The sequence below is a fragment of the Limisalsivibrio acetivorans genome (assembly GCF_000421105.1).
GTDB classification, from domain to species: Bacteria; Chrysiogenota; Deferribacteres; order Deferribacterales; family Geovibrionaceae; genus Limisalsivibrio; species Limisalsivibrio acetivorans.
The window spans coordinates 1,105,032-1,126,860 of record NZ_ATWF01000001.1 but is presented as its reverse complement, the minus strand read 5'-3'; the positions used below and the strand labels follow the sequence as shown (position 1 = coordinate 1,126,860).

The window sequence follows — 21,829 nt, the reverse complement described above, 5'->3', positions numbered from 1 at the left end:
GTATGAAGACTAATCCTATAGATGATAAGACCCCGGTATTCTTTGATGCAATCGCAATACGCATAGCATCACCGGATAAGATAACAGACTGGTCCTCCGGAGAGGTTACAAAACCGGAAACCATAAACTACAGAACATTTAAGCCCGAGCGTGACGGCCTCTTCTGCGCCAAGATCTTCGGCCCCGTTAAGGACTGGGAGTGCCTCTGCGGTAAATACAAGCGTATGAAGCACAGAGGAATAGTCTGCGAGAAGTGCGGTGTTGAGGTTATCCAGTCCAAGGTAAGAAGGGAGAGGATGGGGCATATCGACCTCGCATCCCCCGTTTGTCACATATGGTTCTTCAAAGGTACGCCCAGCCGTATCGGCTCGCTCCTTGACCTCAGCATTAAAGATATTGAAAGGATCATTTACTTTGAATCATATATAGTGACCGACCCCAAGGATACACCCCTCAAAGAGAAGGAACTTCTCACAGAGGATCATTTCCGCAGGGCGGAGGAGGAGTACGGTCCTGCATCCTTCACAGCGAAGATCGGTGCAGAGGCGATTAAGGACCTCCTCAAAAAGGTAGACCTTGATATACTTCTCCTCGAACTCAAGGAGGAACTCAGGGACACCACCAGCATGCAGAAGAAGCTTAAGCTTGCTAAGCGTCTCCGTGTTGTGGAGGCCTTCCGCAAGAGCGGAAACAAGCCTGAGTGGATGGTTCTGGACGTTGTACCGGTTATTCCGCCGGAGCTTCGCCCCCTTGTTCCCCTTGATGGAGGACGTTTCGCCACAAGCGACCTGAACGATCTCTACAGAAGGGTTATCAACCGTAACAACAGACTTAAGAAACTCATGGAGCTCTCCGCTCCCGAGATCATTATACGAAACGAGAAGAGGATGCTCCAGGAATCCGTGGATGCGCTCTTCGACAACGGAAGAAGGGGCCGTGTTATCCGCAGCTCCAACAAGCGTCCGCTTAAATCCCTCTCCGATATGATCAAGGGTAAGCAGGGACGTTTCCGTCAGAACCTTCTCGGTAAACGTGTGGACTATTCCGGACGTTCGGTTATCGTTGCCGGTCCCCATCTTAAGATGCACCAGTGCGGTATCCCCAAGAAGATGGCTCTGGAGCTCTTCAAACCCTTCCTTTACTACAAGCTAGAGAAGGAGAAGGGTATCGCATCCACAATCAAGCAGGCTAAGCGCATGGTTGAGGAGCAGCGTTCCGAGGTATGGGATGTATTGGAAGAGGTTATCCAGGAACACCCTGTGATGCTCAACCGTGCACCTACGCTCCACAGGCTCGGTATCCAGGCGTTTGAACCGATGCTCGTTGAGGGTAAGGCGATCCAGCTCCATCCCCTTGTCTGCCCCGCTTTCAACGCAGACTTTGATGGTGACCAGATGGCCGTGCATGTGCCCCTCTCCTATGAGGCGCAGCTTGAGGCGAGAACTCTCATGCTCGCATGCTACAATATACTTTCACCCGCCCACGGAAAGCCGCTCGCCGTACCTACACAGGATATGGTTCTTGGTATCTACTACCTCACAAGGGGTATGATAAACGCCATGGGTTCCGGCAAGACATACTCTTCACCCGAAGAGGTGCGTATTGCATACGATCAGGGGAGGCTCGATCTCCACGCTGAGATAAAGGTTCGAATCAACGGCAAGATGTACGATACTATCACAGGCCGTGTGGTTCTCTACGAGATAGTTCCCGAAGGGATCGAGTTCGACGCAGTGAATCAGGTATTCACCAAGAAGGACCTCGTTAAGCTCGTTGACTATATATATAAGCAGCTCGGAAACTGGTACACAGTACGCTTCCTTGACGACCTCAAGGACCTCGGCTTCCGTCAGGCATGCTCCGCAGGTTTCTCCATATGTGTGGATGACCTTATAATCCCCGATGCAAAGTATACACTCATCGATGAGGCTATGCAGAAGGTCAGGGAGATCGAGGAGCACTACCGTGAGGGTGCCCTGACTGCGGGAGAGCGCTACAACCAGATCATTGACGTATGGTCGACCACCAACGACAACGTTACCGGCGAACTTATGAAGACCATCGAAGGTCAGGGTGGCGATAAGTCAAAGGATTATAAGCGTGACCGCTTCTACAACTCAATCCATGTAATGGCGCACTCAGGTGCGAGGGGTTCAAAGGCTCAGATAAGCCAGCTTGCCGGTATGAGGGGTCTCATGGCGAAGCCCTCCGGTGAGATTATCGAAACACCTATTACATCAAACTTCCGTGAGGGTCTTACGGTTCTGCAGTACTTCATCTCCACCCACGGTGCGAGGAAGGGTCTTGCGGATACAGCCCTTAAGACGGCGAACTCCGGTTACCTCACAAGAAGGCTCGTGGACGTTGCCCAGGATGTTATCATATCCGAAGAGGACTGCGGTACGATCAGGGGTATTGAGATATCTGCACTCATGGAGGGTAGCGAGGTTGTTGAGCCCCTTGGTGAGAGGATATATGGAAGATACACCCTTGAGGATATCTTCGACCCCGTTACCGATGACCTCATCGTGGAATCCAATGAGCTTATCACAGAGGATATAGTTAATAAGATAGAGATGGCCGGTATCGACAGGGTGAATGTACGTTCGGTTTTCACCTGCGAGAGCGACCACGGTATATGCCGTAAGTGCTACGGTCTTGACCTTGCAACCAGAAGGGTTGCAGAGGTTGGCGAAGCTGTTGGTATCATCGCTGCCCAGTCCATTGGTGAGCCCGGTACACAGCTTACGATGAGAACGTTCCACATCGGTGGTGCGGCCTCATCCTCCGCCGAACAGTCCAGTCTTAACGCAAAGTACGGCGGAACAATCAAATTCCATGATATGAAAGTGGTTGTGAACAGACACGGTTTCCCCGTTGTTCTCAACCGTAACGGCTCCCTCCAGATTCTCGATTCGAGCGGAAGGGTGCTGGAAAAATATAATATTACCTACGGAACCAAGCTGATAGTAAACGAGGGTGATGTTGTTAAGCAGGGTGACCTCATTGCAGAATGGGATCCCTATGCGGCGGTAATCCTTACAGAATATGAAGGAACCGTTGCCTTCGGCGACATCATTGAAGGTGAGACACTTAAGGAGGAGATCGACCCCATTACCGGTCTTTCCCAGAAGGTTGTCATCGCAAATACCCGTGGTAAAAAACAGCCCAGAGTATCCGTAAAGGGTGAAGACGGCAAAACCATACAGCGTTACGTCCTGCCGGTTGCAGCCATGTTGATGGTTGAAGAGGGGGACGAGGTTAAGCCGGGAGATATCGTTGCAAAGATCCCCAGAGAAACCCAGAAGACCAAGGATATTACGGTTGGTCTTCCTAGGGTTGCAGAGCTCTTCGAGGCGAGAAAGCCGAAGGAGCCTGCAGTAATTGCGGAGATCGACGGTGTTGTTAGCATCGAGAACACAGCGAGAGGAATGAGAAAGCTTACCATCGAAAACATTGAGACAAAGGTTAAGAAGACCTACAGCATCTCTGTCCAGAGATACATCAATGTTCACGAAGGCGACAGGGTTAAGGCGGGTGAGGCACTCATCGACGGCCTTGTGAATCCCCACGATATCCTCTCGGTTCTCGGAGAGGAAGCACTCCAGCGTTACCTTGTGGATGAGATCCAGGAGGTTTACCGTAAGCAGGGTGTTTCCATCAACGACAAGCACATCGAGATCATCGCAAAGCAGATGCTGAAGAAGGTTATTATCGAGGATCCTGGTGAATCCGAGTTTATGCCCAACGAAGAGGTTTATAAGCACGAATTCCAGGAAGCCTACCAGCAGTGCCTTGCAGAGGGAATTAACCCCCCTGCGGGTAAACCGATTCTTCAAGGAATCACGAAGGCGGCCCTTAATACGCAGAGCTTCATCTCTGCAGCGTCCTTCCAGGAGACCACAAGGGTTCTCACCGATGCCGCATGCTCCGGTAAGGTGGATAATCTCAGAGGACTCAAGGAGAACGTTATCATGGGTAAACTTATCCCCGCGGGAACAGGCTCCAAGCATATCCAGACCGCCGAGTATGAGTTCCTTAAGCCTTCCGAGGCGGAAGCAGGCGCAGAGTAAACGTATACATTATATATAGGGTGCGGGTCGTAAAGGCCCGTACCCCATTATGTACTTAACGTTTATTTTGCAAATAATTTTCTGCAGATCCCATCCTGGGAGATCTAACTTCCTGAGAACAGAACGTTTTCAGGTCAACGATCTTTTCATGTCCTCTCCCCTGAAAGTGCTTGACATACTTGTAAAGCATTGTTAGTATTTTTGCTCGTTTCGCCTATTTATAAGTGCGCCCAAATCCGCACAATTCGGGAGTTTCGGCAGTTTAGGAAGCCCCGTTTGCATAAATCGGAAACCGCATTGTGGAATAGAGCACACGGCAAGAAAAAAAGTTGGCCGGTGCGATTTTTAAAGAATTAACAGGGACAAAGAATCCCTCAAGAATTTTGGAGGTGCTAGGTTGCCCACTTTGAACCAGCTGGTGAGAAAAGGAAGAAAGAAGGTCACCAAAAAGACCAAATCTCCTGCACTGCAGAATAACCCCCAGAGAAGGGGCGTTTGCACTAGGGTTTATACAACAACCCCCAAGAAGCCCAACTCGGCTCTTCGTAAGGTTGCGAGAATCAGGCTTACTTCAGGAATCGAAGTAACTGCGTACATCCCCGGTATCGGACATAACCTTCAGGAACACTCCGTTGTTCTCGTTAGGGGCGGAAGGGTGAAAGACCTTCCTGGTGTTCGTTATAAGATCGTAAGGGGCGCACTCGATTCCGAAGGTGTGCAGAACAGGAAACAGTCACGCTCCAAGTACGGCGTGAAGAAACCTAAGTAAGGTGTAGAAAATGGCTAGAAGAAGGGTTGCAAAGAAGCGTGTAGTGATACCGGATCCTGTATTTAAGGATGCGGTTGTTACCAAGTTCATAAATGCGCTTATGCTCGACGGCAGAAAGTCCGTCGCAGAAAGATTGTTCTACGAAACAATTGAGATCATCGGTCAGCGTACCGGTGAGGATGGTATTGAGGTCTTCAGAAAGGCGGTAGAGAATGTTAAGCCCACCCTTGAGGTTAAGTCCAGAAGGGTTGGTGGTGCTACATACCAGGTTCCCGTTGAGGTCAGACCGCTCAGGAGACAGGCTCTCAGTATAAAGTGGCTTATAACCGCTGCAAGGGCCAAGAAAGAAAGAACTATGGTGGAGAGGCTTGCAGGCGAGATTATGGATGCCGCAACTAACAAAGGAACCTCCATTAAGAAGAAGGAAGACACCCACAGAATGGCTGAAGCCAACAGGGCTTTCGCACACTTCAGATGGTAGGGGAGGCTTAAGTGGCAAGAAAAGTAGCTTTGGAGAAACAGCGGAATATCGGTATCATGGCTCACATCGATGCCGGAAAGACTACGACGACCGAGAGGGTCCTTTTCTACACCGGTATCAACTATAAGATCGGTGAGGTTCATGACGGCGCAGCCACCATGGACTGGATGGAGCAGGAGAAGGAACGCGGTATCACCATCACTTCCGCTACAACCCAGTGCTTCTGGGGCGACTACAGGATTAACATCATTGATACTCCCGGGCACGTTGACTTCACCATTGAGGTTGAGCGTTCCCTGAAGGTACTTGACGGTGCCGTTGCGGTATTCTGCGCAGTGGGCGGCGTTGAGCCCCAGTCTGAAACCGTATGGAGACAGGCGGATAAATACAAGGTTCCCCGTATGGCCTTCGTTAACAAGATGGACCGTACTGGTGCGGACTTTTTCAACGTTGTAAATCAGGTTAAAGAAAGGCTTCGTGCAAAGCCCCTTCCTATCCAGATTCCGATTGGAGCCGAGGACAAATTCGAGGGGATTATCGACCTCGTTGAGATGAAGGCTTATATCTGGAAGGGTGAGGAGCTCGGCGCTAAGTTTGATATAACTGATATCCCCGAAGATTACGTGGACCAGGCTAACGAGTACAGAGAGAACCTCATCGAGACCGTTGCAGAAAGCGACGAAGAACTCATGAACAAGTATTTCGAAGGTGAGGAGATCACCAACGATGAGCTTATCATGGGAATCCGTATGGGATGCCTCAACCTCGAGTTTGTTCCTATGCTCTGCGGAACAGCGTTTAAGAACAAGGGTGTTCAGCCCCTCCTTGACGCTGTAGTAAACTACATGCCCAACCCCACTCAGGTTCCCGCTGTTAGAGGAACCGATATGAATGGTGAGGGCGAGATCGTTAGAAAGTCCAGCGATGATGAGCCCTTTGCAGGACTCGCATTCAAGATTATGACCGACCCCTACATGGGTCAGCTCACATACTTCAGGGTTTACTCCGGTAAGCTCGAGTCCGGAAGCTATGTTCTTAACTCCACTAAGAACAAGAAAGAGCGTGTGGGCCGTCTTCTTAAGATGCACGCAGATAAGCGTGAGGAGATTAAGGAGATCTACGCAGGTGATATCTGCGCCACCGTTGGTCTCAAGTACACCACAACCGGCGATACCCTCTGCGCAGAGGACAAGCCCGTTATTCTTGAGTCCATGGAGTTCCCCGAGCCCGTTCTTTCAGTTGCTATTGAGCCCAAGACCAAGTCCGACCAGGACAAGCTTACTGTGGCTCTCGGCAAACTCGCTTCCGAAGACCCCTCCTTCCGTGTGAAGGTGGATGATGAAACAGGGCAGACGATCATCTCAGGAATGGGTGAGCTTCACCTTGAGATCATCGTTGACCGTCTCCTTAGAGAGTTCAAGGTTGAAGCGAACGTTGGTAACCCTCAGGTTGCTTACCGTGAAGCATTCAAGAAGACTGTTAAGGGAGAGGGTAAATACATCAAGCAGACAGGTGGTCGTGGACAGTATGGGCACGTATGGCTTGAGCTTGAGCCCCTTGAAGCGGGCAGCGGTTTCGAGTTCGTAAACAAGATTGTCGGTGGTGTTGTTCCTAAGGACTACATCCCCGCAGTTCAGAAGGGTGTGGAAGAGGCAATGGAGAGCGGTGTATCCGCAGGATTCCCTGTTGTTGACTGCCGTGTAACCCTTTTCGACGGCTCATACCACGATGTTGACTCCAACGAGATGGCATTCAAGATCGCCGGCTCCATGGCTTTCAAAGATACCATGAAGAAAGCTGATCCTATCATCCTTGAGCCTATCATGAAGGTTGAGGTTGTTTCCCCCGAGGAGTACACAGGGGATGTTATGGGCGACCTTAACTCAAGAAGGGGCCGTGTTGAAGGAATGGATATGAGAGGCGGAGCACAGGTTATCAAGTGCTGGGTGCCACTCAAGGAGATGTTCGGTTACACCACTACACTTCGCTCAATTACACAGGGTCGTGCTACATCAACCATGCAGTTTGACCACTACGAGCAGGTACCGAACAACATCGCAGACGAAATAATGAAATCTAACGCATAGAGAATCAGGAGGAATCCAGAATGGCTAAAGAGAAGTTTACCCGTTCAAAGCCCCACGTCAACGTGGGAACGATTGGTCACGTAGACCATGGTAAGACAACGCTTACAGCAGCAATAACAAACGTTCTTGCTCAGTCCGGCGGTGCGTCATTTGTTGATTACGGCAACATTGACAAGGCCCCTGAGGAGCGTGAGCGTGGAATTACAATCGCCACCGCACACGTAGAGTACGAGAGTGCAAACCGTCACTATGCACACGTAGACTGCCCCGGACACGCAGACTATGTAAAGAACATGATCACTGGTGCAGCACAGATGGATGGAGCAATCCTTGTTGTAAGCTCCGCAGACGGTCCCATGCCCCAGACTCGTGAGCACATCCTGCTCGCCCGTCAGGTAGGCGTGCCCTGCATCATCGTATTCATGAACAAGGTAGATATGGTGGATGACGAAGAGCTTCTCGAGCTTGTAGAGCTTGAGGTAAGAGACCTTCTTTCCGCCTATGAATTCCCCGGCGACGATCTTCCCGTAGTAAAGGGAAGCGCCCTTAAAGCTCTTGAGAACCCCACCGACGACCAGTGGGCAGGAGCAATCCACGAACTCGTACAGGCAATGGACGACTACATTCCCGAGCCCGAGCGTGATATCGACAAAGAGTTTATCATGCCTATCGAGGACGTGTTCAGTATATCCGGTAGGGGAACAGTAGTGACCGGCCGTATTGAGCAGGGTAAGATCAAAGTTGGTGAGGAAATAGAGATAGTTGGAATCCGCGACACAATCAAGACAACGGTAACAGGCGTAGAGATGTTCCGTAAGATCCTTGATGAAGGCGAGGCGGGTGACAACGTAGGAGTACTTCTCCGTGGAATCAAGAAGGACGACGTAGAGCGTGGTCAGGTACTTTGCCGCCCCGGCACAATCAAGCCTCACAACAAGTACAAGTGCGAGGCTTACATCCTGACTAAAGAGGAAGGCGGACGCCACACACCTTTCTTCAGCGGTTACCGTCCTCAGTTCTACTTCCGTACGACGGACGTTACAGGCGTAATCACTCTTCCCGAGGGAACCGAGATGGTAATGCCCGGTGACAACATCAGCGGTGAAGTAGAGCTTATCACTCCTGTTGCCATGGAGCCCGGTCTTCGTTTCGCTATTCGTGAAGGCGGACGTACAGTCGGTGCAGGCGTGGTTACAGAGATAGTTGAGTAATCAAGGAATCAGGTGATGGAAAGTCAAAAGATTCGTATCAAGCTCAAGGCATTCGATTTCAAAATTCTCGACAAGGCAGTGAAGGATATTGTTAGCACTGCCATGAGGACAGGGGCAAAGGTCGTAGGACCTATCCCCCTTCCCACCCGTATAGAGAAGTTTGCAGTGCTTCGTTCTCCGCACGTCAATAAGAAGGCCAGGGAGCAGTTCGAGATCAGGACCCACAAGCGTCTTATAGATATCTTCGAACATAACCCCCAGACTATTGACGCGCTGATGAAGCTAGAACTCTCAGCCGGCGTAGATGTCGAGATAAAACTTTAACTTGAAGGTTTAACGAGATGGCAAAAGCGATAATCGGAAAAAAAGTAGGGATGACACAGGTATTTACCGAAGACGGTACAGTCATCCCTGTCACAGTGGTTCAAGCTGGACCTTGTGTAGTAGTGAACAAAAGAACCGTAGAGCAGAACGGTTACAGTGCCATCCAATTGGGATTTGAAAAGATCCTGAAGGAAAAGAGAGTCAACAAACCGATGGGTGGCTACTTCAAGAAACTGAACGTTGATCCCCACAGATATCTCAAAGAGTTTCGTCTTGATAACGAAGCGGATTACGAGATTGGGCAAGAGCTTAACGTTCAAGTATTTGAAGCTGGCGACAAGATAGATGTTCAGGGAACATCGATCGGTAAAGGCTTTCAAGGTGCAGTGAAGAGATATGGTTTCGGCGGCGGACCCAAGACACACGGTTCGCACTTCCACAGAGCCCCTGGTGCAGTGGGCATGTGTGAGTTTCCGGGTGAAACGCCTAAAGGCAAAAAGATGCCCGGAAGAATGGGCGGTAAGACAGTTACCGTTCAGAAGCTCGATGTGGTTAAAGTAATCCCTGAAACAAATCTTCTTCTTGTAAAAGGTGCGATTCCCGGTCACGACGAATCTATCGTGTACATAAGGGAAGCGGTTAAGAAGTAAGGCTGACAGAGGAAAAGATGGCATCTTTCGAACTTAAAAACGTAAAGAATGAGAAAGTGGGAGAGGTGGAGATAAACGATTCCATCACGAGCTATCCCGTCAAGCCCGAGCTGATGCATGAGGTCGTAACCATGCAGCTCGCCGGCAGAAGAGCGGGAACCCACGCAACCCTTAACAGGGCAAAGATAACGGGCGGAGGAAAGAAGCCTTACAGGCAGAAAGGAACAGGCCGTGCGAGAGCCGGTACTATCAAGTCCCCCTTGTGGCGCGGCGGTGCGACCATTTTTGGTCCCCAGCCTAGGGACTACTCCTACTCAATGCCTAAGAAAAAGGTTAAGAACGCCCTCAAATCAGCAATCAATGCTAAGCAGGAAGATGGCAGCCTTGTTTTTGTTGACGAGATAACCGTTAAAGACGGTAAGACCAAGGAAGCGGTTGAAATTCTTAAGAATTTTGACGCTAACAGAAAGGTTCTCGTTGTATACAAAAACCTTGATGAAAAGGTTGTCAGGGCTTTCAGGAATATCCCCTATGTGGATCTGCTTAATGTGAACGGTCTTAATGTTTACGACCTTATCAACTCCCGCAAGGTGATCGTTGTTAAGGACGCAATCGACCGTATAGAGGAGGTTTTAGTATAATGATAACAGTATATGACGTTATAAAAAGACCCCTTGTCACAGAGAAGGCAGTAAGCCTCAAGGAAGATGAGAACAAGATCAGCTTCGCAGTTGATCCCAGAGCCAACAAGCAACTCATCAAACAAGCTGTTGAGAAGCTTTTTGATGTGAAGGTTTCATCAGTTTCGACCATGAATTTTAACGGCAAGAAGAAAAGGTTTGGCACTCGCTACGGCAGACGTCAGGACTGGAAGAAAGCTGTTATAACTCTGGCCGAGGGTGAAAAACTCGAGTTCGTATAAGAGAGGCTTAAATGGGAATGAAGAAATATAAACCCACCTCCGATGGTGTTCGCTTCAGAACAGGAAGCGATTTTGCGGAGGTAACCACCGATAAACCGGAGAAAAGCCTGGTTGAGCCCATAAAGAAGAAGGGCGGAAGAAACAACCATGGCCGTATAACGGTTAGACATAAAGGTGGCGGACAAAAAAGAAAGTACCGTCTTATTGATTTCAAGAGGAACAAGGAGGACGTTTCAGCGAAGGTCACTACCATTGAGTATGACCCCAACAGAAGCGCCCGCATCGCTCTTGTAAACTACGAGGACGGCGAGAAAAGATATATCCTTGCACCTGTCGGCATTAAGGTCGGCGACGTTGTACTCAGCGGCAAGAGTGCGGATATCAAACCTGGCAACGCCAAGATGCTCAAAGATATGCCCGTGGGTACTGTTATCCACAACGTAGAGCTTCGCCCCGGAAAGGGTGGTCAGCTCGCAAGATCAGCCGGAACATATGCCCAGCTCCTGGCAAAAGAGGGCACATACTGCCACCTTAGGCTTCCCTCCGGCGAGATCAGGCTTGTCAAGGCCGAGTGCAAAGCAAGCATCGGTCAGGTGAGCAACCCCGAGCATGAGAACAAGAGTATCGGTAAAGCGGGTAGAACCCGTTGGATGGGTGTGCGTCCCACCGTTCGCGGTGTGGCAATGAACCCCATCGATCACCCCCATGGCGGTGGTGAAGGTAGAACTAGCGGTGGTCGTCACCCTGTTACCCCCTGGGGTAAGCCTACTAAGGGTTACAAGACCAGAAGCAAGAAGAAGCCTTCTAACAAATACATAGTTTCCGCCAGGAAGAAGTGATAGGAGGAAAGCGTGCCTAGGTCATTAAAAAAAGGACCGTTTATAGATGAACACCTTGAGAAGAAGGTCACCGCAGCGGCTGAAACCGGTGATAAAAAGGTCATCAAAACATGGTCAAGAAGAAGCACAGTTATACCCGAGATGATCGGCCTCACACTGGCGGTTCACAACGGTAACAAATTCATCCCCGTGTATGTGACTGAGAACATGGTTGGTCACAAGCTGGGCGAGTTCTCCCTCACAAGAACTTTCCGCGGACACAGGAAGGATGACAAAAAGGTTAAGGGTAGATAGAGATGGATGCAGTAGCACGTGCCAAATACGTCAGGGTTACACCCAGAAAGGCGCGCCCTGTGGCCGACCTTGTCCGGGGCAAAAATGTAGACGATGCGCTTGCCCTGCTGAAGTTCACTCCCAAGAAAGCGGCCGACTTCATTTACAAGGCCATTAAATCCGCAGCGGCTAACGCTGAGGAAAACAACGACTACAGGGATGTGAGCAAGCTTTTTGTAAAAGAGATCAGGATCGATGAAGGTCCGTTCTGGAAGAGGTACAGACCCAGAGCCTACGGCCGGGCCAGCCTCATCCGCAAGAGGACCAGCCACATCACGGTCGTCCTTTCTGAGGAGGTTTAAGTGGGACATAAGGTACACCCCTACGGATACAGACTCGGCGTAAACAAGAACTGGAGTTCAGTCTGGTTCGCCGGTAAAAAGACATACAGGACACAGGTTCTTGAAGATATCAAGATCAGAGAGTTCCTTAAGAAAAGGCTTTTCCAGGCCGGTATTGCAAACATCGGCATTGAGCGCATGGGAGCAAGGCTCCGCATTACTCTCAACACCAGCAGACCCGGTATCGTCATCGGTAAGAAAGGTGCTGAGATCGAAAAGCTTAAAAAGGAACTCAAGAAGTTTACGGACTCTGAGGTTCTTCTCGTAATACGCGAAGTGAAGAAACCCGAAATCAATGCCCAGCTCGTTGCTGAGAACATCGCCATGCAGATTCAGCGCAGGATCGCATTCAGAAGAGCGATGAAGAAAGCAGTTCTCCAGGCTATGAAATCCGGAGCTCTCGGTATCAAGGTTGCTTGTGCCGGTCGACTCGCAGGTGCTGATATGGCCAGGACAGAGTGGTACATCAAGGGAAGGGTTCCCCTTCAGACTCTCAGGGCAGATATAGACTACGGTACAACCGATTCGCTCACTACCTACGGAATCATCGGTGTCAAGGTCTGGGTCTTCACAGGCGAAATCGTTGAAGAGCGTAACAGGAACGCCGCAGGAGTTGAGTAAATGTTGATGCCCAAGAGAATGAAATACAGAAAGCAGTACAAGGGGCGCATAAAGGGCAAGGCTCATAAGGGTAACTACGTTGCCTACGGAAGATATGGCCTCCAGTCCACAACAAAGGGTAAGATCACCAGCCGCCAGATTGAATCTGCGAGGATTGCAATCAACCGCTACATTAAAAGAGGCGGTAAGGTTACAATCAGGATCTTCCCCCATAAGCCCGTTACCAAGAAACCCCTCGAAACGAGACAGGGTAAAGGTAAAGGTGCTGTGGAATACTATGTTGCTCCTGTGAAGGAAGGGACAATCCTTTACGAAATAGACGGTGTTAGTGAAGAGCTCGCAAGAGAGGCTTTCCGCCTCGCAAGCCACAAGCTTCCCGTTAAAACAAAGTTCGTATTCAGAAAAGAGGAGGTTGATCAGTGAAAACTTCCGAATTCATAGAGATGAGCACTGATGAGCTTATCGCCAAGCAGAACGAGCTTCGTGAGGATCTTTTCAGAGCAAGATTTAAGCTTGCCACAGGAGATCTTGAGGATACATCAGTACTGAAGAAGATGAGGAAAGATATCGCAAGAATCAAAACCCTCCTTCATCAGCGCGAAACAGAAAAGGCTGAGAACTAAGAGGACTTAAGATGAACGAAAAAGGAAGAACAAAAGTAAGAAGGGGCGTTGTTGTCAGCGACAAGATGGATAAAACCGTTGTTGTCAAGGTTGAGAACCTTAAGCTCCACCGCAGGTATCAGAAGTTCATCAAGACCAGCAAGAAGTTCAAGGCTCATGATGAATCAAACGAATGCAGAATCGGCGATACTGTGGAAATCTTTGAAGTAAAGCCCCTCAGCAAGGACAAGTGCTGGATGCTTAAACGCATCATCGACCGCTCCGAAGAGGTGGCAGCAGAGCAAGAGGTTAAAGGATGATACAGGTTGAATCACGGCTTAAGGTCGCTGACAACTCAGGGGCAAGAGAGCTCCTTTGTATTAAAGTACTCGGCGGTTCTAAGAAGAGATACGGCTCCATTGGCGATGTTATAGTTGCCAGTGTTAAAGAATCTGCACCCGATGGAAACATCAAGAAGGGTCAGGTTGTTAAGGCAGTCGTTGTTAGAACAGCCAAGGAAAACCGCCGTAAGGACGGTACATACATCAAGTTTGATGATAATGCAGCCGTACTTCTTAATAAGAACAACCTGGAGCCGATAGCTACCCGTGTATTCGGACCTGTTGCTAGGGAACTCAGGGGGAAAGGCTTCCTCAAGATAGTTTCCATGGCTCCCGAAGTGCTCTAGGAGGATGGCGATGCAGGCAAAATTTAAGATAAAGAAGGATGACAAGGTTATCGTAACCACTGGTAAGGACAAGGGCAAGGTTGCCCGCGTGCTTAAGGTGGACAGAAATGGCGGTAAGGTCTTCCTTGAGAACACAAACGTCGTAAAAAGGCACACAAGGCCCAACCCCCTCAACCCCGAGGGTGGGATAATCGAGAAGGAGATGCCCGTTGATATCTCCAACGTTATGTACTACTGCGATAGCTGCAAGAAAGGTACAAGACTCGGTATTAAGGTTCTTGAGTCCGGCAAGAAAGCCCGGTTCGCCAAATGCGACGGCGAAGTCATCGATAAGGATTGACGGAGAATTGTCAAATGGCTGAACTGAAAGAAAAATATCAGAAGGAGATTATCCCTCAGCTGAAGGAAAAGTTCTCCTACAAAAACGTTATGCAGGTACCCAAGGTCGTTAAGGTTGTAGTAAACATGGGTCTTGGTGAAGCTGTAACCAACTCAAAGTTAGTTGAGCACGCAGTATCCGACATGACGAAGATTACCGGTCAGAAGCCGGTGGTAACCAGAGCTAAGAAGTCCATTGCTACGTTCAAACTCAGAGAGGGGATGCCCATCGGGTGCAAGGTTACTCTCCGAGGTGAAAAGGCCTACGAGTTTCTCGAGAGGCTTATGAACATTGGTCTTGCCCGTGTTAGAGACTTCAAGGGTGTTAACCCCAAGTCCTTCGACGGCAGAGGAAACTACGCGCTTGGTCTTAAGGAGCAGATTATCTTCCCCGAGATTGAGTTCGACAAAATCGACAAGATCAGAGGCATGGACGTGATCATCGTGACTACAGCCGATACTGATCATGAGGCGAAGGAACTTCTCCGCGCCATGGGAATGCCTTTCGCTGAGGAGGGTTCTGGTGGCAACTAAAGCAAAGTACAACAGTGCTTTTAAGAAGAAAAAGTTCAAGGTTAGAGAATATAACCGCTGCCCCATATGCGGCAGGCCCAAGGCCTTCATCAGAAGGTTCAACATGTGCAGGGTATGCTTCAGGAAATTCGCCCTTAGAGGCGAGATCCCGGGCGTGAGAAAATCAAGCTGGTAGAAGGAGAACGGAAATGAGTGTAACAGATCCCATAGCCGATATGCTTACCAGGATGCGCAACGCCCACATGGTTAACAAAACTGAGGTTGTTGTACATCATTCCAAGATGAAGGAGGCGATAGCCGCCCTTCTCAAGGAAGAGGGCTACGTAAAGAACTACCGCGTAGTAGCAGACGGCAATTTAAAGAAGGTTATCGTATACCTTAAGTACACTGAAGACGGCCAGCCCGTTATCAGAGGACTGAAAAGGGTGAGCAAGCCCGGCAGAAGGGTATACATAAACACGAAGAAACTTAAGCCCGTGCTTGGCGGTCTCGGAAACGGAGTTATCTCCACATCTCAGGGTGTTAAGACCGTTAAGCAGTGCATTCAGGAAAAGATCGGCGGAGAATATATCTGCCAGGTCTGGTAGAGGAGTATCAAATGTCAAGGATAGGCAAACTTCCTATAAAAATACCCTCCGGTGTGAATGTTTCGCTCAGCGGAACTGTATGCAAGGTAGAGGGTCCTAAGGGTAAGCTTCAGCAGAACATCCATACCAAGGCTGAAGTTAAGATTGAAGACGGTGTTGTAACCGTTTCCAAGAAGGATGAAACGATCCTTGCCCGTCAGATGTACGGGCTTACCCGTACGCTTATCAACAACATGGTACTCGGCGTAACCACAGGTTATGAAAAGAAGCTTGAGATACAGGGTGTGGGTTACAGAGCTGTTATGAAGGGATCGAATCTCGATCTCTCCCTTGGCTACTCTCACCCCGTTGTTGTTGAGCCCCCCGAAGGTATCGAGTTCGCCGTTGAGGGTCAGAACAAGATCGTTGTGAAAGGTATAGACAAGCAGCTTGTCGGTCAGGTTACAGCGGACATCAGAAAGCTCAGAGCTCCCGAACCTTACAAGGGTAAAGGAATCCGCTACGATGGCGAGCACATAACCAGAAAGGCCGGTAAGGCTGGTAAGAAGTAAAGGAGTGCCAAGTGAGCAGGTTTGATAAACGCACTGCTATTAGAAGAAAACACGCCAGGGTAAGAAGAAAGGTTTCCGGCACAGCCGCAAGACCTAGACTGGCAGTGAATAAAAGTAATAGCTACATATATGCCCAGGTGATCGACGACGAGACCGGAACAACCCTCGCTGCCGCCAGCTCTCTCGAAAAGGACTTTAAAGCCAAGTTCAAAGGCATCCTCAACAAGGAAGCCGCTCAGGAAGTTGGCAAGGTTCTTGGCGAGCGTGCCAAAGAGAAAGGTGTTGAGGCAGTCGTATTCGACAGAGGCGGCTACATATACCACGGCAGAGTGAAGGCTCTTGCAGATGCCGCTCGCGAAGCCGGCCTGGATTTCTAAGGGAGGTATGTTTTGAACGGTAACGAACGTCAACTCGTAGATAAGGTTGTACATATTGGTAGGGTTACCAAAGTCGTTAAGGGCGGAAGGATCTTCAAATTCACCGCAACTGTAGTTGTTGGTGATTATGAAGGAAACGTCGGAATCGGCTATGGTAAAGCCAGGGAAGTGCCGGATGCCATTAAAAAGGCTCTGGAGTTCGCCAAGAAGAACATGGTGAGCGTACCCGTTGTTAACGGTACTATCCCCCACGAAATAATCGGAAAATACGTTTCCACTGAGATTATCATGAAGCCCGCTGCCCCCGGTACGGGTATCATTGCAGGTAGTGTAACCCGTTCTCTGCTTGAGCTTGCAGGTATCCAGAATATCCTCTGCAAGTCCACAAGAAGCAGAAACCCCTACAACTCCCTCTTTGCAATCATGGACGGATTCAGAAATATCCGTACCCTTGATGAGGTTGCTGCGGTTCGTGATAAATCCATTGAAGAGATAATCCGCTAAGGAGCTGGTTGATATGGAACTTCATGATCTTAGACCCGCACCCGGGTCCAAAAAGAATAAAAAGCGTGTAGGTCGAGGCAGCGCCAGCGGTCTCGGTACAACTGCAGGCAGAGGAACAAAGGGACAGAAGGCCAGAAGCGGAGGCGGGGTTAGACCCGGTTTCGAAGGCGGTCAGATGCCCCTTACAAGAAGACTTCCCAAGAGAGGCTTCAACAATGCTCGTTTCGCAACTGTTTACGAGATCGTCAACCTCACTGACATCGAGAAGAAGTACAGTGATGGTGAAGAGGTAAACATCAAGACCCTCAGTGATAAGGGTCTTGTAAAGGTGAAGAGCAATGGTGTTAAAGTTCTCGGAAAAGGCGAAATCACTAAAAAGCTGAAATTCGAGGTTGAGAAGGTGTCCGGCTCAGCGGCAGAGAAGATTAAAGCCGCAGGCGGAGAAATCGTAACTCCGGAGTAATCTGATATGCTGCAAAAGATCGAAGACATTTTCTCGATACCCGAACTGAGGAAAAGGATACTGTACACCCTCTTTTTCCTGTTTGTTTACAGGATTGGTGCACATGTTCCTACCCCAGGAATCGATGGCGGCGCACTGGCAGAGTTCTTCGCCCAGCAGTCTGGAAACCTTCTTGGTTTCTTCGACATGTTCACAGGCGGAGCCCTCTCCAGACTCACCGTCTTCGGGCTGGGTATCATGCCCTACATTTCTGCAGCGATTATACTGGAACTGCTCACCGTAGCAGTTCCCCACCTTGCCGAGCTTAAAAAGCAAGGCAAGGAGGGCAGGGATAAGATCACCCGCTACACAAGATACGGAACCGTACTCATCAGCTCCATACAGGGTATGGGTATCGCCATCGGACTAGAGGCGATGACCTCCCCCAGTGGAGCTCCCGTTGTTATGTTCCCCGGTTGGGGATTCCGTCTGGTTACCATGATAACCCTTACAACCGGTACCGTATTCCTTATGTGGCTTGGTGAGAAGATCTCTGAGAAAGGTCTCGGAAATGGTATATCAATTATCATTTTCGCCGGTATCGTGGCAAGCTTCCCTGCTGCTGTGAGCAAAACTGTTACACTGATGAAAACAGGGGAACTGCAGATTATTACACTCATCCTCGTTGTAGCGATTATTCTCGCAGTGACGGCAGCGATAGTGTTTATGGAGACATCCCAGCGAAGGCTACCCATCCAGCATGTTAAGCGGGCGGGTACCACCATAAGAGGGAACGCAGGTTCATCCTACCTCCCTCTCAAGCTGAACCCTGCGGGTGTTATCCCTATCATCTTTGCGATGTCGATCCTTGCAGTGCCCAGTACGCTCGCTACTTTCTCCACCAATGATCTGGTGCAGAAGATAAGCTTCATGTTCTCACCGAACAGTGCATTCTATTATCTTCTCTCAGTGGCAACCATTATATTCTTCACCTATTTCTATACATCCATCATCTTCAACCCGGATGACATAGCGGAGAATATCAATAAAGGCGGCGGTGTTATCCCCGGAAAACGCCCCGGTCAGGCCACTGCGGATTTCATCGATTATACACTGTCAAGGCTCACCTTCGTTGGAGCTATCTACCTTGCGGCTGTGGCGATTCTTCCCCAGCTTATCATCAAGGGATTCAACGTTCCGTTCTACTTCGGTGGAACAAGTCTTCTCATCGTTATCGGTGTTGGTATGGATGTTATTAATAAGATTGAGACCCATCTCGTTTCCCATAACTACGATGGTTTTCTCAAGAGCGGAAGAGTTAAAGGGAGAAGCCTGATATGATAAATATGGTTTTCCTCGGTCCTCCCGGGGCTGGGAAAGGAACACAGTCAGCATATATAATCGAAGACTACGGTCTTGTTCAGATCTCAACCGGCGATATCCTCAGGGCTGCCGTTAAGGCGGGTACTGAGCTCGGCAAAGAGGCGAAGGTATATATGGATGGTGGACAGCTCGTTCCCGATGAGCTCATCGTCGGCATGATGAAGGAACGCCTTAAGCAGGATGACTGCAAAAACGGCGTAATCTTCGATGGCTTCCCCAGAACCATAGCCCAGGCGGAAGCCCTTGATAAGATGCTCAATGAAGATCTTAAAACAGAAGTGACTCACATAATCAGCCTTGATGTGGCGGATGAACTCCTTGTGGAGCGTGCCGTGGGAAGAAGAAGCTGCCCCGAGTGCGGAAAGGTATACCACATCAAATACAACCCCCCGAAAACCGGTGGTGTTTGCGATGCTGATGGAGCAACACTTATACACAGGGACGACGACCAGGAAGATACCATCAAAAACCGTCTTAAGGTTTACCATGAAACCACTTCTCTCCTTAAGGGATATTATAATGAGAGCGGAAAGTTCCATGAAATTGATGGTGAGGGCGATCCCAAAGATGTATACAAGAAGATCAAGGGTATTCTCGGCTGATTATGGTTATCCTTAAATCACGCAATGAGATAGAGCAGATGAAGGTCCCCTGCGGAATCGTATTTGAGGTTCTGGACAGTTTACGGGAATTCATCAAGCCCGGAATTACCACAAAAGATATTGACAAATTTGCGGAAGACATTATACACTCTCGGTCTGCTGTGCCGTCCTTTAAGAATTACAGAGGATTTCCAGCATCTGTTTGTTCTTCCGTAAACGAAGTAGTTGTTCACGGCATCCCCGGAAACAGAGCCCTCGAAGAGGGAGATATAGTAACTGTGGATGTCGGTGCATATAAAAACGGCTTTCACGGTGATGCTGCGAGAACATATCCTGTCGGCGTCATCAGTGAGGAAACCGAAAGGTTGATAGTAGTTACGGAAAAATCATTCCACGACGGAATCAGAAATGCAAAGGTGGGTAACCGCCTTGGCGACATCTCACATGCCGTTCAAAAAACGGTGGAGGAGAACGGATTCGGCGTTGTACGGGATTTTTTCGGCCATGGTATTGGCAGGGAAATGCACGAAGAGCCCACCATACCCAACTTCGGCCGCCCCAACAGAGGGGTGAGGCTGCGGTCAGGTATGGTTATTGCCGTTGAACCCATGGTTACTGCCGGCTCTTATGAGATTCGAACCCTCTCTGACGGCTGGACTGCAGTTACCGCGGATGGCAGTCTGGCGGCACATTATGAGAATACCGTTGCCATAACGGATAACGGGCCGGAGATACTTACGATAGGGAGTATATGAGCAAAAAGGACGATGTAATCGAGATCATCGGTACTGTGAATGAGGCGTTGCCGAACGCTATGTTTAAGGTGGAGCTGGAGAATCAGCATGAAATACTGGCCCACCTTTCTGGTAAAATGAGGATGCATTTCATCCGTATCCTCCCTGGAGACAAGGTAACCGTTGAGCTGTCCCCATACGACCTTTCAAGGGGCAGGATAACCTATCGTCACAAGAAGTAACGGAGTAGAGAGATGAAAGTAAGGGCTAGCGTTAAGCCTATGTGCGCAAAATGCAAAATTATCAAAAGAAAAGGCATTGTCAGGGTTATCTGTGATAATCCCAGACATAAGCAGAGACAAGGCTAAGGAGGAGTAAGTGGCTCGTGTTGCAGGTGTAGACATACCTAACAATAAAAAAGTTGAAATCGGCCTTACTTATATCTTCGGAATTGGCCGCAACATCGCCGTTGAGATCGTTGAAAGCACAGGCGTAGACCGCAATAAGCGTGTAAGCGATCTCACAGAGCAGGAGATCTCCTCCATCAGGAACTATATCGATGACAGGCTCGTTGTGGAGGGTGACCTTCGTAAGGAAGTTTCACTCAACATCAAGCGTCTCATGGAGATCAACTGCTACAGAGGTCAGAGGCACAAGATGCACCTCCCCTGCAGAGGCCAGAAGACCAGAAGCAATGCAAGAACCAGAAGGGGTCTTGCAGGTAAACGCGGTATCAAGAAGAAGTAAGAGGGGTTAACGAGTAATGGCTAAAGCAAGAAGAAGTAATAAAAGACGTGAAAAGAAGAATGTACCCAAGGGTATAGCTCACATCAGCTCAACCTTCAACAATACCGTCATCACATTTACAGACCTTAACGGAAACGCCCTCTGCTGGTCCGCTGGCGGATGTGTTGGTTTCAAGAACTCCCGTAAATCCACACCCTTTGCCGCACAGCTCTCCTCAGAGGCTGCTGCTAAGAAGGCACTGGATAACGGCATGAGAGAAGTGGAAGTAAACGTGAAAGGACCCGGTTCCGGACGTGAGAGCGCCATCAGGGCGATCGTGGCTGCCGGAATCAAAATAACTCTTATCCGTGACGTTACACCCGTTCCCCATAACGGTTGCAGACCCAGGAAGAAGAGAAGAGTATAGGATTGGAGGTCGAAGTTGGCTAGATATACAGGCGCAGTCTGCAAGCTTTGCAGGCGTGAAGGTATGAAGCTCTACCTCAAAGGTGAGCGGTGCTACAAAGATAAGTGCGGATTCGAGAAAAAAGGATATCCCCCAGGCCAGCATGGTCAGGGTAGGAAGAAGGTCAGTGACTACGGCCTTCAGCTCCGTGAGAAGCAAAAGGTAAAGAGGCTTTACGGAGTTCTTGAGACTCAGTTCCGCAGGTATTTCGATAAAGCGACAAGAATGGAAGGCATTACTGGTGAGAACCTTCTCCAGCTTCTTGAAAGAAGACTGGACAACTTTGTCTACCGTGCAGGCTACGCAGGAAGCCGCAAGGAAGCAAGGCAGATGGTTCGCCACTCCCACTTTATGGTGGACGGCAGAAAGGTAAACATACCTTCTTTCCTTGTTAAGCCCGGTATGGTTGTTGAGCTTCGTGAGAAGTCCGATAGCCATCCCAGAGTTGTTGAGTGCATAGAAACTGCTGAGGGGAGAGGCATTCCTGAGTGGATAAGCCTTGAGAAGGAAAACAAAAAGGCTTCCATACACAGACTCCCTGAAAGGGGTGATGTCCAGTACGAGATTCAGGAACACCTCATAGTGGAGTTGTACTCCAAGTAGT

33 protein-coding genes are annotated in these 21,829 nt (G+C 49.4%); all 33 read left to right on the top strand.

Annotated elements, in window-relative coordinates; all coding sequences use genetic code 11:
* Window positions 1-2 precede the first annotated feature (2 nt).
* The 33 genes from rpoC (at window position 3) to rpsD (ending at window position 21,828) form a co-directional block, all read left to right on the top strand.
* Window positions 3-4,073 carry a DNA-directed RNA polymerase subunit beta' gene (gene rpoC, locus K300_RS0105260; RefSeq protein ID WP_022850624.1) on the top strand — a complete coding sequence of 1,357 codons (4,071 nt, stop codon included), beginning with the start codon at window positions 3-5 and terminating at the stop codon, window positions 4,071-4,073.
* A gap of 397 nt (window positions 4,074-4,470) precedes the next feature.
* Entirely contained in the window at window positions 4,471-4,842 is a 372-nt protein-coding gene (gene rpsL, locus K300_RS0105255) for a 30S ribosomal protein S12 (RefSeq protein WP_022850623.1), read from the top strand.
* A gap of 10 nt (window positions 4,843-4,852) precedes the next feature.
* A complete protein-coding gene (gene rpsG / locus K300_RS0105250) occupies window positions 4,853-5,323 on the top strand; it encodes a 30S ribosomal protein S7 (RefSeq protein WP_022850622.1) in 471 nt (156 codons plus the stop codon).
* Between the two features lie 11 nt (window positions 5,324-5,334).
* Window positions 5,335-7,410 (top strand): elongation factor G, encoded by a 2,076-nt coding sequence (gene fusA / locus K300_RS0105245; protein WP_022850621.1) that lies wholly within the window; start codon window positions 5,335-5,337, stop codon window positions 7,408-7,410.
* A gap of 20 nt (window positions 7,411-7,430) precedes the next feature.
* Window positions 7,431-8,621 (top strand): elongation factor Tu, encoded by a 1,191-nt coding sequence (gene tuf / locus K300_RS0105240; RefSeq protein ID WP_022850620.1) that lies wholly within the window; start codon window positions 7,431-7,433, stop codon window positions 8,619-8,621.
* 15 nt (window positions 8,622-8,636) lie between these two features.
* Window positions 8,637-8,945, top strand: coding sequence for a 30S ribosomal protein S10 (gene rpsJ, locus K300_RS0105235; RefSeq protein ID WP_022850619.1), 309 nt, complete (start codon window positions 8,637-8,639; stop codon window positions 8,943-8,945).
* A gap of 17 nt (window positions 8,946-8,962) precedes the next feature.
* Entirely contained in the window at window positions 8,963-9,595 is a 633-nt protein-coding gene (gene rplC, locus K300_RS0105230; RefSeq protein ID WP_022850618.1) for a 50S ribosomal protein L3, read from the top strand.
* Window positions 9,596-9,612: 17 nt separating this feature from the next.
* Entirely contained in the window at window positions 9,613-10,236 is a 624-nt protein-coding gene (gene rplD, locus K300_RS0105225) for a 50S ribosomal protein L4 (RefSeq protein ID WP_022850617.1), read from the top strand.
* Window positions 10,237-10,238: 2 nt separating this feature from the next.
* Window positions 10,239-10,517, top strand: a complete 279-nt coding sequence (locus K300_RS0105220) for a 50S ribosomal protein L23 (protein ID WP_026836310.1) — start codon at window positions 10,239-10,241, stop codon at window positions 10,515-10,517.
* 11 nt (window positions 10,518-10,528) lie between these two features.
* Window positions 10,529-11,356: a 50S ribosomal protein L2 gene (gene rplB, locus K300_RS0105215; RefSeq protein WP_022850615.1), complete on the top strand. Its 828-nt coding sequence runs from the start codon at window positions 10,529-10,531 to the stop codon at window positions 11,354-11,356.
* 12 nt (window positions 11,357-11,368) lie between these two features.
* Entirely contained in the window at window positions 11,369-11,650 is a 282-nt protein-coding gene (gene rpsS / locus K300_RS0105210) for a 30S ribosomal protein S19 (protein WP_022850614.1), read from the top strand.
* A 2-nt stretch (window positions 11,651-11,652) separates the two neighbouring features.
* The gene (rplV, locus tag K300_RS0105205) at window positions 11,653-11,991 is read left to right on the top strand and encodes a 50S ribosomal protein L22 (RefSeq protein WP_022850613.1); all 339 of its coding nucleotides are present in this window, start codon (window positions 11,653-11,655) and stop codon (window positions 11,989-11,991) included.
* Window positions 11,992-12,651, top strand: coding sequence for a 30S ribosomal protein S3 (rpsC, locus tag K300_RS0105200; protein ID WP_022850612.1), 660 nt, complete (start codon window positions 11,992-11,994; stop codon window positions 12,649-12,651).
* Complete coding sequence (gene rplP / locus K300_RS0105195; protein ID WP_022850611.1) at window positions 12,652-13,074, top strand: 50S ribosomal protein L16; 423 nt, start codon at window positions 12,652-12,654, stop codon at window positions 13,072-13,074. It begins immediately after the preceding gene.
* Window positions 13,071-13,274: a 50S ribosomal protein L29 gene (rpmC, locus tag K300_RS0105190; protein ID WP_022850610.1), complete on the top strand. Its 204-nt coding sequence runs from the start codon at window positions 13,071-13,073 to the stop codon at window positions 13,272-13,274. Before rplP ends, rpmC begins: the two co-directional genes overlap by 4 nt.
* Before the next feature lie 11 nt (window positions 13,275-13,285).
* Window positions 13,286-13,573 (top strand): 30S ribosomal protein S17, encoded by a 288-nt coding sequence (rpsQ, locus tag K300_RS0105185; protein WP_022850609.1) that lies wholly within the window; start codon window positions 13,286-13,288, stop codon window positions 13,571-13,573.
* Window positions 13,570-13,941, top strand: coding sequence for a 50S ribosomal protein L14 (rplN, locus tag K300_RS0105180; protein WP_022850608.1), 372 nt, complete (start codon window positions 13,570-13,572; stop codon window positions 13,939-13,941). Before rpsQ ends, rplN begins: the two co-directional genes overlap by 4 nt.
* A 10-nt stretch (window positions 13,942-13,951) precedes the next feature.
* Entirely contained in the window at window positions 13,952-14,281 is a 330-nt protein-coding gene (gene rplX, locus K300_RS0105175) for a 50S ribosomal protein L24 (RefSeq protein WP_022850607.1), read from the top strand.
* A 14-nt stretch (window positions 14,282-14,295) separates the two neighbouring features.
* On the top strand, window positions 14,296-14,853 hold the full coding sequence (rplE, locus tag K300_RS0105170) for a 50S ribosomal protein L5 (protein ID WP_022850606.1): 558 nt from the start codon (window positions 14,296-14,298) through the stop codon (window positions 14,851-14,853).
* Entirely contained in the window at window positions 14,843-15,028 is a 186-nt protein-coding gene (locus tag K300_RS0105165) for a type Z 30S ribosomal protein S14 (protein ID WP_022850605.1), read from the top strand. Before rplE ends, K300_RS0105165 begins: the two co-directional genes overlap by 11 nt.
* Before the next feature lie 13 nt (window positions 15,029-15,041).
* Window positions 15,042-15,440 carry a 30S ribosomal protein S8 gene (gene rpsH / locus K300_RS0105160; RefSeq protein WP_022850604.1) on the top strand — a complete coding sequence of 133 codons (399 nt, stop codon included), beginning with the start codon at window positions 15,042-15,044 and terminating at the stop codon, window positions 15,438-15,440.
* Between the two features lie 11 nt (window positions 15,441-15,451).
* Entirely contained in the window at window positions 15,452-15,991 is a 540-nt protein-coding gene (gene rplF / locus K300_RS0105155) for a 50S ribosomal protein L6 (RefSeq protein WP_022850603.1), read from the top strand.
* A gap of 11 nt (window positions 15,992-16,002) precedes the next feature.
* The gene (gene rplR, locus K300_RS0105150) at window positions 16,003-16,368 is read left to right on the top strand and encodes a 50S ribosomal protein L18 (protein WP_022850602.1); all 366 of its coding nucleotides are present in this window, start codon (window positions 16,003-16,005) and stop codon (window positions 16,366-16,368) included.
* Between the two features lie 12 nt (window positions 16,369-16,380).
* On the top strand, window positions 16,381-16,872 hold the full coding sequence (gene rpsE / locus K300_RS0105145; RefSeq protein ID WP_022850601.1) for a 30S ribosomal protein S5: 492 nt from the start codon (window positions 16,381-16,383) through the stop codon (window positions 16,870-16,872).
* 13 nt (window positions 16,873-16,885) lie between these two features.
* A complete protein-coding gene (gene rplO / locus K300_RS0105140) occupies window positions 16,886-17,335 on the top strand; it encodes a 50S ribosomal protein L15 (protein WP_022850600.1) in 450 nt (149 codons plus the stop codon).
* A gap of 6 nt (window positions 17,336-17,341) precedes the next feature.
* Window positions 17,342-18,655, top strand: coding sequence for a preprotein translocase subunit SecY (secY, locus tag K300_RS0105135; RefSeq protein ID WP_022850599.1), 1,314 nt, complete (start codon window positions 17,342-17,344; stop codon window positions 18,653-18,655).
* A complete protein-coding gene (locus K300_RS0105130; RefSeq protein ID WP_022850598.1) occupies window positions 18,652-19,299 on the top strand; it encodes an adenylate kinase in 648 nt (215 codons plus the stop codon). The genes secY and K300_RS0105130 overlap by 4 nt, the downstream gene beginning before the upstream one ends.
* A 2-nt stretch (window positions 19,300-19,301) precedes the next feature.
* Window positions 19,302-20,054 (top strand): type I methionyl aminopeptidase, encoded by a 753-nt coding sequence (map, locus tag K300_RS0105125; protein ID WP_022850597.1) that lies wholly within the window; start codon window positions 19,302-19,304, stop codon window positions 20,052-20,054.
* A complete protein-coding gene (gene infA / locus K300_RS0105120) occupies window positions 20,051-20,275 on the top strand; it encodes a translation initiation factor IF-1 (protein ID WP_022850596.1) in 225 nt (74 codons plus the stop codon). Before map ends, infA begins: the two co-directional genes overlap by 4 nt.
* Window positions 20,276-20,287: 12 nt before the next feature.
* Window positions 20,288-20,401, top strand: coding sequence for a 50S ribosomal protein L36 (rpmJ, locus tag K300_RS16495; RefSeq protein WP_081646890.1), 114 nt, complete (start codon window positions 20,288-20,290; stop codon window positions 20,399-20,401).
* 10 nt (window positions 20,402-20,411) lie between these two features.
* A complete protein-coding gene (rpsM, locus tag K300_RS0105115; protein WP_022850595.1) occupies window positions 20,412-20,780 on the top strand; it encodes a 30S ribosomal protein S13 in 369 nt (122 codons plus the stop codon).
* A 16-nt stretch (window positions 20,781-20,796) separates the two neighbouring features.
* A complete protein-coding gene (gene rpsK / locus K300_RS0105110; RefSeq protein WP_022850594.1) occupies window positions 20,797-21,186 on the top strand; it encodes a 30S ribosomal protein S11 in 390 nt (129 codons plus the stop codon).
* Between the two features lie 15 nt (window positions 21,187-21,201).
* Complete coding sequence (gene rpsD, locus K300_RS0105105; protein WP_022850593.1) at window positions 21,202-21,828, top strand: 30S ribosomal protein S4; 627 nt, start codon at window positions 21,202-21,204, stop codon at window positions 21,826-21,828.
* The last annotated feature ends 1 nt before the right edge of the window (window position 21,829 follow it).

Excerpts from the sequence above, each read along its gene's own strand:
- rpoC (WP_022850624.1), top strand. The coding sequence starts at position 3 with ATGAAGACTAATCCTATAGATGATAAGACCCCGGTATTCTTTGATGCA.
- rpsG (WP_022850622.1), top strand. The coding sequence starts at position 4,853 with ATGGCTAGAAGAAGGGTTGCAAAGAAGCGTGTAGTGATACCGGATCCT.
- tuf (WP_022850620.1), top strand. The coding sequence starts at position 7,431 with ATGGCTAAAGAGAAGTTTACCCGTTCAAAGCCCCACGTCAACGTGGGA.
- rpsJ (WP_022850619.1), top strand. The coding sequence starts at position 8,637 with ATGGAAAGTCAAAAGATTCGTATCAAGCTCAAGGCATTCGATTTCAAA.
- rplC (WP_022850618.1), top strand. The coding sequence starts at position 8,963 with ATGGCAAAAGCGATAATCGGAAAAAAAGTAGGGATGACACAGGTATTT.
- rplD (WP_022850617.1), top strand. The coding sequence starts at position 9,613 with ATGGCATCTTTCGAACTTAAAAACGTAAAGAATGAGAAAGTGGGAGAG.
- rplB (WP_022850615.1), top strand. The coding sequence starts at position 10,529 with ATGGGAATGAAGAAATATAAACCCACCTCCGATGGTGTTCGCTTCAGA.
- rplV (WP_022850613.1), top strand. The coding sequence starts at position 11,653 with ATGGATGCAGTAGCACGTGCCAAATACGTCAGGGTTACACCCAGAAAG.
- rplP (WP_022850611.1), top strand. The coding sequence starts at position 12,652 with ATGTTGATGCCCAAGAGAATGAAATACAGAAAGCAGTACAAGGGGCGC.
- rpsQ (WP_022850609.1), top strand. The coding sequence starts at position 13,286 with ATGAACGAAAAAGGAAGAACAAAAGTAAGAAGGGGCGTTGTTGTCAGC.
- rplN (WP_022850608.1), top strand. The coding sequence starts at position 13,570 with ATGATACAGGTTGAATCACGGCTTAAGGTCGCTGACAACTCAGGGGCA.
- rplX (WP_022850607.1), top strand. The coding sequence starts at position 13,952 with ATGCAGGCAAAATTTAAGATAAAGAAGGATGACAAGGTTATCGTAACC.
- rplE (WP_022850606.1), top strand. The coding sequence starts at position 14,296 with ATGGCTGAACTGAAAGAAAAATATCAGAAGGAGATTATCCCTCAGCTG.
- rpsH (WP_022850604.1), top strand. The coding sequence starts at position 15,042 with ATGAGTGTAACAGATCCCATAGCCGATATGCTTACCAGGATGCGCAAC.
- rplF (WP_022850603.1), top strand. The coding sequence starts at position 15,452 with ATGTCAAGGATAGGCAAACTTCCTATAAAAATACCCTCCGGTGTGAAT.
- rplO (WP_022850600.1), top strand. The coding sequence starts at position 16,886 with ATGGAACTTCATGATCTTAGACCCGCACCCGGGTCCAAAAAGAATAAA.
- secY (WP_022850599.1), top strand. The coding sequence starts at position 17,342 with ATGCTGCAAAAGATCGAAGACATTTTCTCGATACCCGAACTGAGGAAA.
- K300_RS0105130 (WP_022850598.1), top strand. The coding sequence starts at position 18,652 with ATGATAAATATGGTTTTCCTCGGTCCTCCCGGGGCTGGGAAAGGAACA.
- map (WP_022850597.1), top strand. The coding sequence starts at position 19,302 with ATGGTTATCCTTAAATCACGCAATGAGATAGAGCAGATGAAGGTCCCC.
- infA (WP_022850596.1), top strand. The coding sequence starts at position 20,051 with ATGAGCAAAAAGGACGATGTAATCGAGATCATCGGTACTGTGAATGAG.
- rpmJ (WP_081646890.1), top strand. The coding sequence starts at position 20,288 with ATGAAAGTAAGGGCTAGCGTTAAGCCTATGTGCGCAAAATGCAAAATT.
- rpsK (WP_022850594.1), top strand. The coding sequence starts at position 20,797 with ATGGCTAAAGCAAGAAGAAGTAATAAAAGACGTGAAAAGAAGAATGTA.